This is a genomic window from Bacteroides sp. BFG-606 (genome assembly GCF_024788145.1).
GTDB lineage: Bacteria > Bacteroidota > Bacteroidia > Bacteroidales > Bacteroidaceae > Bacteroides > Bacteroides vicugnae.
Map to the genome: position 1 here is coordinate 483863 of NZ_JANUIL010000001.1, position 13383 is coordinate 497245.

8 protein-coding genes are annotated in these 13383 nt (G+C 40.8%); 4 read left to right on the plus strand and 4 right to left on the minus strand.

What is annotated here, in order from left to right:
- The first annotated feature begins 160 nt into the window (after positions 1–160).
- Positions 161–2443: a GH92 family glycosyl hydrolase gene (locus NXV01_RS01890; RefSeq protein WP_259021629.1), complete on the plus strand. Its 2283-nt coding sequence runs from the start codon at positions 161–163 to the stop codon at positions 2441–2443.
- A gap of 214 nt (positions 2444–2657) precedes the next feature.
- Here NXV01_RS01890 and NXV01_RS01895 read toward each other — a convergent pair whose 3' ends face one another.
- Together NXV01_RS01895 and NXV01_RS01900 are read right to left on the minus strand one after the other, a co-directional pair.
- The gene (locus NXV01_RS01895; RefSeq protein ID WP_217722350.1) at positions 2658–4415 is read right to left on the minus strand and encodes an ATP-binding protein; all 1758 of its coding nucleotides are present in this window, start codon (positions 4413–4415) and stop codon (positions 2658–2660) included.
- 29 nt (positions 4416–4444) lie between these two features.
- Positions 4445–4894, minus strand: coding sequence for a helix-turn-helix domain-containing protein (locus tag NXV01_RS01900; RefSeq protein WP_148367055.1), 450 nt, complete (start codon positions 4892–4894; stop codon positions 4445–4447).
- A 219-nt stretch (positions 4895–5113) separates the two neighbouring features.
- Between NXV01_RS01900 and NXV01_RS01905 the strand changes: the two genes are divergently transcribed.
- Positions 5114–5377, plus strand: a complete 264-nt coding sequence (locus NXV01_RS01905; RefSeq protein WP_148367054.1) for a hypothetical protein — start codon at positions 5114–5116, stop codon at positions 5375–5377.
- A 454-nt stretch (positions 5378–5831) separates the two neighbouring features.
- Here NXV01_RS01905 and NXV01_RS01910 read toward each other — a convergent pair whose 3' ends face one another.
- Entirely contained in the window at positions 5832–8816 is a 2985-nt protein-coding gene (locus NXV01_RS01910; protein ID WP_259021630.1) for a hypothetical protein, read from the minus strand.
- A 411-nt stretch (positions 8817–9227) separates the two neighbouring features.
- Entirely contained in the window at positions 9228–11354 is a 2127-nt protein-coding gene (pnp, locus tag NXV01_RS01915; RefSeq protein ID WP_004323285.1) for a polyribonucleotide nucleotidyltransferase, read from the minus strand.
- Between the two features lie 196 nt (positions 11355–11550).
- Here pnp and NXV01_RS01920 point away from each other — a divergent pair, with 196 nt between their 5' ends.
- Both NXV01_RS01920 and greA read left to right on the plus strand, forming a co-directional pair.
- Positions 11551–12702, plus strand: coding sequence for a DUF4369 domain-containing protein (locus NXV01_RS01920; RefSeq protein WP_074636488.1), 1152 nt, complete (start codon positions 11551–11553; stop codon positions 12700–12702).
- A 181-nt stretch (positions 12703–12883) separates the two neighbouring features.
- On the plus strand, positions 12884–13348 hold the full coding sequence (greA, locus tag NXV01_RS01925; protein ID WP_032844195.1) for a transcription elongation factor GreA: 465 nt from the start codon (positions 12884–12886) through the stop codon (positions 13346–13348).
- Positions 13349–13383: the final 35 nt, after the last annotated feature.

Sequence of the window (13383 nt, forward strand, 5' to 3'; positions counted from 1 at the left end):
AAAAAGCGCCTATTAGCCATCGCATTAACCACGATTTTAACCACGACCTTAACCACGAAGCTATACTTTTGTCATGTCTCAACCCGTTGGAACATTCAACGTTGGCAACGCATGAAAACGCTGTGATTACTTCGCAAGCTATAAACTCAAAAAGAAAATTATGAAGAAATGTTGGTTATTATTTTTAGTGCTTAGCTGCACGCTTCTTGCCCAGTCCAAAGACTGGACACAATACGTTAATCCGTTAATGGGAACACAATCATCTTTTGAATTATCAACAGGTAACACCTACCCTGCCATTGCCCGCCCTTGGGGAATGAATTTCTGGACGCCACAGACCGGAAAAATGGGAGACGGATGGCAATATGTCTATACAGCCAATAAAATCCGTGGATTCAAACAAACCCATCAGCCCAGCCCATGGATAAACGATTACGGACAGTTCTCCATTATGCCGATGGTAGGTAAACCTGAATTCGACGAAGAAAAGCGGGCTAGCTGGTTCGGACACAAAGGAGAAGAAGCAACTCCTTATTACTACAAGGTGTATCTGGCCGAATACGATATTGTCACGGAGATGTCTCCTACTGAACGTGCTGTACTCTTCCGGTTCACTTTCCCGGAAAACGAACATTCGTATATTGCAGTCGATGCATTTGACAAAGGGTCTTTTATTCAGATTATCCCAGAAGAAAACAAAATTATCGGTTATAGTACACGCAATAGCGGAGGAGTTCCCGAAAACTTCAAGAACTATTTCATTATTCAATTCGATAAGCCTTTCACCTATAAAGCCACTGTGAATAATGGAAGTATTCAAGAAAATGCAACCGAACAGACTACTGACCATGCAGGAGCCATTATAGGTTTTAAAACTCAACGTGGAGAACAAGTACATGCACGCATCGCTTCTTCCTTTATCAGCTTCGAACAGGCTGCAAGGAATATGAAAGAATTAGGAAATGACAATCTGGAGCAGATAAAACAAAAAGGACAGAAAGCATGGAACCAGGTACTGGGAAAAATCGAAGTGGAAGGAGGAAATCTCGATCAATACCGCACTTTCTACTCCTGCTTATACCGTTCGTTACTTTTCCCCCGAAAATTCTACGAACTGGACGAAGCCGGAAAACCTGTTCATTACAGCCCCTATAACGGGCAAGTTCTACCGGGATATATGTTTACCGACACCGGGTTTTGGGATACCTTCCGGTGTCTTTTCCCATTACTGAATCTGATGTATCCGTCGATGAATAAAGAAATGCAGGAAGGGCTCATCAATACCTACAAAGAAAGCGGATTCTTCCCCGAATGGGCCAGCCCCGGACACAGAGACTGCATGATAGGAAATAATTCGGCTTCCATACTGACAGATGCTTATTTAAAAGGTATTAAAGTAGAAGATGTGAAAACCTTGTACGAAGGGTTAATACATGGAACAAAAAGCGTACATCCCACCGTATCTTCCACAGGAAGACGCGGATACGAATATTATAATAAGCTAGGCTACGTCCCTTATGACGTAAAAATCAATGAAAACACTGCCAGAACTTTGGAGTATGCCTACAACGACTGGTGTATCTATCAATTAGCCAAAGAATTAAAGCGACCGGAAAAAGAAATACAGCTCTTTGCCAAACGGGCGATGAACTATAAGAATGTATTCGATAAAGACTCCAAGCTCATGCGAGGAAAAAATGAAGATGGAACATTCCAATCTCCATTCTCACCATTGAAATGGGGGGATGCATTTACCGAAGGAAACAGCTGGCACTACTCATGGTCTGTATTCCACGATCCACAAGGATTAATTGACTTAATGGGAGGAAAAGATATGTTTATCACTATGCTGGATTCTGTATTCTCCGTACCTCCTGTCTTTGATGAAAGTTATTACGGGCAGGTTATTCATGAGATTCGTGAAATGACAATCATGAATATGGGGAATTACGCACATGGCAACCAACCAATCCAACACATGATCTACCTATACAACTATGCCGGTCAACCCTGGAAAGCGCAGTATTGGCTACGCCAGGTCATGGATAAAATGTACACACCGGGTCCTGACGGATATTGTGGAGATGAAGATAATGGGCAGACTTCGGCATGGTATGTTTTCTCCGCATTAGGTTTTTACCCCGTATGTCCGGGAACCGACGAATACGTCGTTGGAGCTCCTCTTTTAAAAAAAGCAACCTTACATCTTGAAAACGGCAACAGCCTCATCATACATGCAACCGATAACAGCAAGAAGAATATGTATATTCAAACAATGAATCTGAACGGCACAGAATATAAAAAGAACTATCTACGCCATGAAGACTTATTAAAAGGAGGAAACATCAACTTCCAAATGGGAAGCCAGCCCAATTTAAGCAGAGGAACAGAAGAGGAAAGCTTTCCTTACTCCTTCTCTAAAGTCCTAAAAAAGATTCATTAAATTCATAAAAAACAAGAGACTGTTTAATTAAGTCTCATGTTGATAAGTTTGCCTCTATTATGGGAATCCATAGCAGAGGCAAATTTTATTCTTCAAGACTTATTAGAGATATTCATTAAAAGGAAAAAGTTATCTCCTTATTCATCAACGTTTCAAAATCAGGCAAAAATAGATGAACCGCAAACCATCTAGCAACATTTATGGTATTTGTCTTTTAAGAAAGAGTAACTTCTTCCAATAAGGCAAGCTCCCAACTACGCCAAACAATCGTAATTAACTTCAACCCACCTTTCGCTCTGGCTTCTGCCACCAGTTCGTCTTCGCTATAACGCAGCAACTGACCACGTGCCTCATCGGCAAGGGTACGTATTTCTTTTTCCGAAGCACCGGCTTTTGCATATTTCACCTCAAGCAGATAGGTGAAAGGAGGCAGTACGGGAACCGACGGACTAGGTCTGAATAAGAAGTCTGCGAAGCCTTTATTCAATTCGTATTCCGGGTAGAGCTGATAATACCGATACATTCCTAAATAAGCAAGCAAGAAGCCTTTAATATGCGCTTCACCTTCAATATATTCACGAATACGGCTTTGCTCACGAACAGCGTCGGCAATAAAATCGAACAACGGTTTCCAGTCCCCTCTGAAAGCCATATTCTCAAATAAAGCACTCATCTTGTTCATATCCATTTTAAAGATACCATGCTTGACGTAGCCTTGTATCAGGAAATTAAACAGCTGCTCTCTTACAACTAAATTCGGCACATGCAAAATGGGTCTTCCCACCATATCTACACCTTTAATGGAGAGAAGCCCGAAATAGAATAGCAAAGACTTGAAGTTACTAGGATCCGTCATCTCCAATGCAGAAAAATGAGTAACGATGTCAGTAGTAATCTCTCCCTGCTCGGCTATCTCTTTTATAACGGAAAAGTTCTCTCCCAATCCGTGATCAAGTTTTATCAAGTATGTCAGTTTGTTGAAATCAGTACGGATGTTGGGGTCTACAATTTCTTTAGGCTTTTTATGATGAAGTACAAAAGATTTCAGAAAATAAAGAGTCATATCGGAATTAAACATACACTGCTCTAATGTGTCTTCACTAAAGCAATAATTGTCATAATTAGGTTTCATCATGGCAACTATTTCATCTATAGATTCTTCAAGCACTCCCTGCTCTTTATAATATATCAACATCTCACGCAACTCTTTCTCACTGAATCCGACCAAATCATTAAACCATGAATCATTTGTGATATTAGTCCCGATGTTAAAACCGCTAGTAACATCATCCATCGTCACCGGACTCACTCCTGTAATAAACAACCGTTCAAGGGCAGAGCCCGTTCCTGTTGTAGCGGATTTTATCACGTTAAAGAAGCCACGAATGAAACCTTCACCATGCGTTGCTTTTCTATAGAATTCCGTACCATAGGTTGAAAGAATGGTATTGGTGAAATTGTCATATTCATCAATAAGCAAATAAATACGAAGATTTTTCTTACGAGTAGCATAAGAACCTATTGCAGATAAAAATGCTCCGGGATCCTCTTGTATATCCTCGTTGAGAACACTCCATATTTCTTTGCCCAGCAAATATTCGTATTTGTAAACGAATTCTTGTAGTTTGTTACAGCAATGAAGTTTAAACGAACGCTCTACCTCGTTGACATTAGAACTCACTTCCGAGAAATTAAATCGCATAATGAGAAACTGATTGTGAAGCTTCGTCGGATGCTGGCCTATGTATAGTTGACCAAACAACTCGTCGAACTGTTCAGCATAACTAACATCATAATAAGCTTCTAACATTGCCAAAGTCAAACTCTTACCAAATCGGCGAGGGCGAATCAGAAATAGATAAGGTGGTTGCATCTCTATTTTTTCAATGAACATTGTCTTATCCACATAATAATAATTTTCTTTCTGGATTCTACCAAAATCAGTTATTCCGTAAGGTATTTGTTTCATCATATTGCGATTCCTTTCAATTTATCTATTCTTTATTTCTGCAAACTTTCTTCAATATGCTGCAAACGACGTTCTAAAGCGGCATACTTTTCATCCTTTTCTTTTAAAAGACGCTCATAAAGTTCAGTGATTTTGTCGATAGGATTGAAATTGTTAACTCGATTGTCCTCACCAACTTCATCAACAAATCCAATATTAGCATTTGTGGCTGCATTACCATTATTTGTAATATTCTCAAACACCACCGTCTGTGCATCCTCCTCCAAAGTCTTGAGATAATCGAAAGGCACATTCAACGCCCGTGCAAAGCGTTGCAACATTTCATCATCAATCACTCTCATCTTCTCATATTTAGAAACAGCAGGCTGTGAGAGATGTACTAATTCACTCAAACCCTCCTGGTTCATATTCTTTTCAACACGGGTACGACGTATATTGCGTCCGTGATGGACTCTCCCAATAATCAATTCTTCTGTTTCCATTTTTATTTTCTTTCTTTTTAAAATCCAACAAATATACAAATGAAAAGTTTCGCTCGAAGCAAATATACGAAAAAAACGAATAGATGTGATAATATGAATAAAAGGAATATTACAACCTGACAAATAGAATAAAATGAATACTTCAAATAGCGTGTAATGTGTTAAATAATTACGAACTTTACCACACGAAAGAATAGCAAAACAAAAGAGCTGACCGACATGAAAAGAATATTAACAAACAAAGAATATAGATTCATAAAAGAGCTCAAAGGATTGATGGCTAGATACAATGTAGTAATCTCTACAGATGCACAAGGAAAAATTGAGATTGTAGTGAATGAAGACAATGAATCGTTTGACTTTGAAGCAGAAAGCACGATCTATTTAGGAGCTTGCTTTTCTAATCACGAGCTAAATGAATTACTGGAAAGAAACCTCGCACATATAAAACGAATAGAAGAGGAGTATAAAACAAACTTATAAACTAACTGATATAATCGAAAAATCATTAATCCTAATCTCTATATAAACACCCTATCAGTTCCTTTTAAACCAACGGCCTCTTCCTTTAAAAGGAAGGGGTCGCTCCTTTAAAAGGAACGAAGCGTTGGTTTTAAAGCAAGAAAAGCGGCTTTATTAGCGGGTATATTTGCCTGTATCATAAACTTTTTGAGCAAAAAAGCTCTTTCAAAGAAATTTTTCTCATATCTTTGCGACGTGTTAAGTTAATAAATTGATTAAGGTCGATTTTTGACTGTTTCGAATCGGGAAGTATGGGGGTACTTTCCGATTCTTTTTATATAAAACAGGTCAACTCTGAATGTTACTAATAAAAAATCCCGTTTTTAAAAAAAACGGGATTAAATGCAAAGAAAAACAGACTCGGCTTAACCAAAGCAATAAATTAAGTCAGAGTCAGATTAGAATATAATGTGGGTTATCTCGTACCCGATGTTTCATTTTTAACACAGCGGATAGACTGCCCAAATGTCGGCAACTGATACATAAGTCCCGGATTCGGCCATTTACCCAAAAACATACTCCATACAGCATGAGGATCTTCGGCAGACGATGCAGCTATGGAAGAGGTATGGTAATAACCTGTCTGCCCAGCATACTCCAGACTACTATTCTGATTACGACGTCTTCCCGCCGAAGGAAAGAAAACAGAAGCACCATTCGACTCATTATAGACCAGAATTCCCATATACGCAGCCTGCGCATTCTCCGATGAAACACAATAAGGATAATTCCCGTCACCCGATCCCATTTTGACAGGTCGGCGGTCAAAGAAACCATCAGCATAAAAACCTATAGAGAATTTCATATGTTCTTGTGCTTCACTTGTACTATTTCTATCCTTCCAAAAGTTCTGATATCGGTCTACCTTAATTCCACCCACTCCCGCCGAACCATCATATCCTCCAATATTCGAATTCAAACCGGCATCTCCACTTAATGGATTTATAAATAAAGATTGCCGCAACTCGGAAAAAGCTATATCATCGCTATAATCCACCAAATTTGCCTTTATGACATTTTTATCGGTATCAACAATGACATGATCGCCATTCTGATCCAAATTATTGGGATACGGTCCGTTATAAGAGACTCTATCAATATACCCATCCGACGGGCGGTGATATCCTTCAGGACAAGATTCAAAAACCTCTGTGTATCCATAATCATATATAATTTCCGGTGATGAAGGAGCCGCTCCCCATACCGGTAAAAACAGCTTATACGTTTCATTGAGGAACTGTATATCTTTAATCCAATGGTCTACAGTGAGGGCAGTAGGATGATAAGCTAACCGGAAATAATCCTGATTCGCCTTCTTGGGAAGTCCCCATTGAAAGAAAGCCCCAGCCTGACTTGGATACTTTACAAACTTTGCCTGCTTATGATCCACCGGAGTATACAGGGCATTACTACCGTTATAATAGGCCGGAGAGGTCAGATTATAAGGTGATATTTTACGAGCATAATCACGGGATTTACCTTGCAATGGCCCTTTAGATATAGGGTCTGCAGTTCCCGGCCTCATAATATAATCGGGCTCTTCCCCCTGCCGGACATACAGATATTCTGCACTGTACCACACTTGATTGTCCCCTGTCCCCCATCTACCTCCATAACGTTCAATTTTAACTCTGGCATACCTTGGAGTTGCTCCCGTATTTTTCCCTTTTACACCAATACGGAAATAGACACGTCCCCTACCTTCCACATAGGTTCCTCCCTCTCCTTTATATGCATTAGGGAGCACCTGATAGTGTTCTGGATTCCCCGGATCATCCATTCCGACACGAGGGTCGAAGCTTGGAGTAGAACTCAAGACTACAAAATCACCGGATTCCACAGTCGCCTTCCAAGGAGAAATTGCTCCCAAATCTTCCGGACGCTCGCTTGCTCCCGCTATCCTAGCCTGCTGTCCGGTAATAATCCTTTCACCAACCTCATCATCTCTAAAAAAAGCACCTATGTATCCGGTCCCGTATGCATCAAATACAAAACGCTTTCCATCTTGGGCAGTATTAATCTTTATTTCTCTTTGCAGTTTACCACCATCTTCATCCTCCACTGACAAAACAATCCGATAAGTTTCCCGTGCACCCTTCACATTCTGTTCATCAAGCAACACATCCATATATCCTGTACCGGTTTGAGATGTTTTATCATAGGTGTACAGAAAACGGGAAGTGGCGTATGTAATCGTCGCCCCATTGTCCTTGGTATCATTAGACTTTAATACAAGGTCATTAAATATCTTTTCTGTTTCGGCCTTAGTAGTTCCCGTAGCACCCACATACAATTCGGGTAACACTTTCACTATCGGCATATTGGAACTGAAAGAGATCCGCGCCCCATTAAAATCGGTAATACCGGTTTCCAAAGTCGATACATTCAAGACTTTGACACCTACTATGTCCCAATCTTCATCCACATCTTCCCACTTCGATGCTATTATATTCACCTGCAATGGGTCTTGTATATATCCTGTCAAGTCGAGCTTCGTATTTTTAGGCAAACTATAATTCACCGGACTCGAATTTATCTTCAATTCGCAAGACGGACTATAATTATCTACCATATCAACGGTGAAAATCACAGCCTCATCTTCGTCATTGGTGGATGCCGGTTCGCTTGCCGGCAAGATAATACGGTTGACTTTCTTGCCCCATCCCCATTCGGCGGTAGCAGTGCCGTCAGCAAAATACCCCCCATCGTCGGTTAGGGTAAACTTACGTACTACATTCCGTTCAATAGCCGGACCATCATAACCTGCCGTCAAGGGAACGAGATTGGGGATATTACTGAATATTACTCCTTTAAAAACACTATTCAAGTCATCCACTGCTTTCAGTTCAACATCTACCCTCACTCCAAGTCGCTCCAAAGCCAATAGTAGCATGGACACTGTCGTACCATTTTCCAGTGTGGCCCCCTGACCATTGGAAAGTACGGTTACATTCTTTATCTCCTGCATCATCGGGATGAGTTGCTCCGATGAGAAAAAACTTGCCGGATAAGCAATATGATTCAAATCACTGTAATTACCAATAGCTTCCAACTTGGTTTTAATCGGTATATGAGGAGGTTCATTGGCCAAAAACACAAAATCATACGTTCCCGGATCAATAGGATGCCGAATGATATCTCCTGTTGATGCAGCATAAGATACATTACTAATCTTATTTCCAGTCGTCCGATCAAATGCCAGAATACGCAGGGTGCGCACTACTCGGTCTTCCGGAGTACCCTCGTGTGTGGTTGCTCCCAGAGGTGTTATCCCTCTCACTGTCAGAAATGTCCCTTCCACAGTATTCTCGGTGAAAGTTTCATCTATACAAGAAGAAAAGACAATCAGCAATAACGCATAAAGCCAATTTCTATATATTCTATTTCCACTCTTCATCATTCATTGTTTCCTTTTACACAACATCAAATTCTCTCTCTATTCTCAATATGCAAATATCGTGAATTCGCGTAACTCTATGAATTATATCCATTTCTGATATAAGCAATAAACGTATTGAATAACAACTGATTATGCAAATCAAAGGCACATACATTGTAAAATGCAAAAAGCGTATTGACAGCGCATCAGCATTTGCGGATTTCACAAAATCCGTAAAACCCAAGTTTCGATATTCGAAACTCGCAACGAATAGATCCCTATACATCCATATACAAAAAAGCCCTTAAACAATCACGCTTCAAGGGGAGGGTATCACCTCATTGATACTATACTTTCTGAGAAGTGGAATTAAAAAAAATAGTCTGAAAACTAAGTTTTCAGACTATTCATTATATAGAAGATATGACTCTTTTATTTCTTTTCCGGTCTTGGCATCAACACTTTTCTTGAAAGTTTGAATTTACCAGTTTTCTGGTCAACATCAATCAGTTTTACTTCAATCTCATCACCTTCCTTAATTCCAGCTTCTTCTACTGTTTCCAGACGCTTCCAATCAATTTCAGAGATGTGCAGCAAACCATCCTTGCCCGGCAAGAATTCGATGAATGCACCATAAGGCATAATAGAACGAACTTTACCTTTATAAACTTCGCCCACTTCAGGAACAGCAACGATTGCTTTAATCATGCGCATTGCATTATCAATACATTTTTTGTTTGTTCCGGAAACTTCGATGCGTCCCATACCATCAATTTCTTCGATAGTAATCACAGCACCTGTTTCTTCCTGCATACCTTGGATGATCTTTCCACCAGGACCGATCACAGCACCGATAAATTCTTTAGGAATTGTCATCGTTTCAATGCGTGGAGCATGTTCTTTCAGGTCGGCACGTGGTTCAGCGATTGTTTCAGTAATCTTACCCAGGATGTGCATACGTCCTTCTTTTGCCTGATTCAAAGCACGTTCCAGAATTTCGTAAGACAGACCGTCTACCTTGATATCCATCTGAGTAGCCGTAATACCATCTTTTGTTCCTGTTACTTTGAAGTCCATATCACCCAAGTGGTCTTCGTCACCCAGAATATCAGACAATACAGCATATTTCTCTTCGCCCGGATTCTTAATCAATCCCATAGCGATACCTGATACCGGTTTCTTGATCTTCACACCAGCATCCATCAATGCCAATGTTCCGGCACATACAGTAGCCATAGAAGAAGAACCGTTAGATTCGAGAATATCTGAAACCACACGTACTACATACGGATAGTCAGCAGGAATCTGTCCTTTCAAAGCACGCCAAGCCAAGTGACCGTGACCGATTTCGCGACGGCCTACACCACGTTGTGCTTTTGCTTCGCCTGTAGAGAAAGGAGGGAAATTATAATGTAACAAGAAACGTTCTTTTCCGTGTTCCAAAACATCGTCAATGATCTTCTCATCCAGTTTGGTACCCAGAGTAACGGAAGTCAGTGATTGTGTTTCACCACGAGTAAAGATAGCAGATCCGTGAGGACCAGGCAGAGGACCAACCTCACACCAGATCGGGCGGATTTCAGTAGTCTTACGACCATCCAAACGCTTACCTTCGTCAAGGATAGAACGGCGCATTGCTTCTTTTTCTACATCGTGGTAGTAGCGGTCGATCAACGCACCCTTTTCGTCCAACTCTTCTTCAGAGAATTGAGCTTTGAATTCTTCACGGATAGCTTCGAAAGCAGCAAAACGTTCGTGTTTGTTATTGTTTCCGGAAGCAGCAACAGCATAAGCTTTTTCGTAACATGCTTCACGAACAGCCTTGCGCAAATCTTCGTCGTTCACTTCATGGTTGTATTCACGTTTCACTGTTTTTCCAACCTCTTCAGTCAACTCCATCTGAGCTTTACAATGAACCTTGATAGCTTCATGAGCTACTTTCATTGCTTCCAGCAATTCAGCTTCGGATACTTCGTGCATTTCACCTTCTACCATCATGATATTCTCATAAGTAGCGGCTACCATCAGATCCATATCAGCTTTTTCCAGTTGTTCAAAAGTAGGATTGATAACGAACTGACCGTCGATACGTGCTACACGTACTTCAGAAATCGGTCCGTTGAAAGGAATATCTGAAACGGCAAGTGCTGCAGAAGCGGCAAGTCCTGCCAATGCATCCGGCATATCCACACCATCAGCAGAAAAGAGGATGATGTTTACATATACCTCTGCGTGATAATTATCGGGGAATAAAGGACGGAGAGCACGGTCGACAAGACGGCAAGTCAAAATCTCATAATCAGAAGCTCTACCTTCTCGCTTGGTGAAACCACCGGGGAAACGGCCGAATGCCGCAAATTTTTCTTTGTACTCTACCTGTAAAGGCATAAAATCTGTTCCGGGAACTGCATCTTTAGCGGCACAAACAGTAGCTAACAACATGGTATTTCCCATGCGGAGCATTACAGAACCGTCTGCCTGTTTTGCCAACTTTCCCGTCTCGAGTGTGATGGTTCTTCCATCAGGTAACTCGATTGTCTTAACAATTGGGTTAATCATAAAAATTGTTTTATCTATACTTTTTCTTTCAAAATTCCTGCAAAGATATACATTTATCGTGGTAATCAGGTGGAAATGAGGTAAAAAGTTAGTGGTGAACTGATTTTTTTTCAAAATTAGGATGAAGAACACAGCAAAATGCTTTGACTAATCTCGAAAAGAAGTATATTTGCATCTCGTTAATAACACACACTATATGAAAAAGGTTACTTTTGCAGCGCTCGCCGCACTTACTATTACTGCTTGTAGTTCCGGCCCTAAATTCCAGGTGAACGGGGATGTATCAGGAGCCGACGGTAAAATGCTTTATCTCGAAGCTTCCGGTCTGGAAGGTATTGTTCCGCTCGATTCAGTAAAGCTGAAAGGGGAAGGCACATTCAGTTTCAAGCAGCCTCGTCCTGAGTCACCCGAATTTTACCGTTTGCGGATTGACGACAAAATCATCAATTTTTCTGTAGATTCTATCGAAACGATCCAGATCAAAGCTCCGTATGTGGACTTCTCTACTGCTTATGCGGTGGAAGGTTCGGAAAACAGCAATAAAATCAAAGAACTGACGTTGAAGCAGATCCGCCTTCAAAAAGAGGTGGACGATTTGCTGGCATCCTTGCGCAGCAACAGGATAGGGCACGATGTGTTCGAAGATAGCTTGGCAACATTGCTCAACAACTATAAGGAAGATGTCAAGGTGAACTATATTTTCGCTGCTCCCAACACGGCTGCGGCTTACTTTGCCCTGTTCCAGAAGCTCAATAATTATCTGATATTCGATCCGTTGAACAATAAAGACGATGTGAAATGTTTCGCTGCTGTTGCTACGAGCCTCAACAACTCGTTCCCTCATGCGGTACGTTCCAAAAACCTTTATAATATTGTAATCAAAGGAATGAAGAACACGCGCCAACCGCAAACGAAAGCACTGGAAATTCCACAGGATAAGATCGTAGAAACCGGCATCATCGACATTGCCTTGCGTGATGTGAAAGGAAATGTGCGCAAGCTGACCGACCTGAAAGGCAAAGTCGTTTTGCTTGATTTCTCTGTGTTCCAGTCACCTGCCGGAGCTCCTCACAATCTGATGCTTCGCGAACTATATAATACATACGCTAAAGAAGGACTGGAAATATACCAGGTATCTCTCGACGCGGACGAACACTACTGGAAAACAGCGGCAGACAACCTTCCATGGGTCTGTGTGCGCGATGGAAACGGAGTTTACTCTACCAACGTAGCTGTATATAATGTTCGTCAGGTTCCATCTATCTTTTTGATTAATCGTAACAACGAATTGAAGCTTCGTGGCGAAGATATTAAGGATTTGGAAGCAGCTGTCAAGTCATTACTCTAAGTTGTTATAATTTAGCATATTTCTTTTAAATATGTTACATAGCATCTTTTTTCACTTGACACGTATCACATAAAAAGCTATCTTTGCAAAGAAATAATGAAAAGAGGGTTCCAACATGGCTCATGTTGGAATTCTTTTTTGTTTATATGACCATTTAAAACAATTAAAGGAGGAAAACATCATGGCTTATATGTCAGAAGAAGGTTACAAAAAACTGATGGCGGAACTGAAGGAACTGGAAACAGTGGAACGCCCGAAGATCTCTGCGGCAATAGCCGAAGCCAGAGATAAAGGAGACTTGTCTGAAAACGCTGAATACGATGCAGCAAAAGAAGCGCAAGGTATGCTCGAAATGCGTATCAACAAATTGAAAGCTACCATTGCAGATGCAAAAATCATCGATGAATCTAAATTGAAAACAGATTCCGTACAGATTTTAAATAAGGTGGAACTGAAGAATGTAAAGAATGGCATGAAGATGATTTATACCATCGTTTCAGAAAGTGAAGCTAACCTGAAGGAAGGAAAGATTTCCGTTAATACCCCGATTGCACAAGGTCTGCTTGGCAAGAAAGTGGGTGATGTAGCAGAAATCACTGTTCCACAAGGTAAAATTGCACTGGAAGTAGTAAACATATCAATTTAACGTAAAGGCAGGTCTCCGTGTGGGGCTTGCCTTAA

Bases quoted from the DNA above. Each gene is read 5' to 3' on its own strand.
- NXV01_RS01900 (WP_148367055.1), bottom strand. From the start codon at position 4,894: ATGGAAACAGAAGAATTGATTATTGGGAGAGTCCATCACGGACGCAAT.
- NXV01_RS01920 (WP_074636488.1), top strand. From the start codon at position 11,551: ATGAAAAAGGTTACTTTTGCAGCGCTCGCCGCACTTACTATTACTGCT.
- NXV01_RS01895 (WP_217722350.1), bottom strand. From the start codon at position 4,415: ATGATGAAACAAATACCTTACGGAATAACTGATTTTGGTAGAATCCAG.
- greA (WP_032844195.1), top strand. From the start codon at position 12,884: ATGGCTTATATGTCAGAAGAAGGTTACAAAAAACTGATGGCGGAACTG.
- NXV01_RS01905 (WP_148367054.1), top strand. From the start codon at position 5,114: ATGAAAAGAATATTAACAAACAAAGAATATAGATTCATAAAAGAGCTC.
- NXV01_RS01890 (WP_259021629.1), top strand. From the start codon at position 161: ATGAAGAAATGTTGGTTATTATTTTTAGTGCTTAGCTGCACGCTTCTT.
- NXV01_RS01910 (WP_259021630.1), bottom strand. From the start codon at position 8,816: ATGATGAAGAGTGGAAATAGAATATATAGAAATTGGCTTTATGCGTTA.
- pnp (WP_004323285.1), bottom strand. From the start codon at position 11,354: ATGATTAACCCAATTGTTAAGACAATCGAGTTACCTGATGGAAGAACC.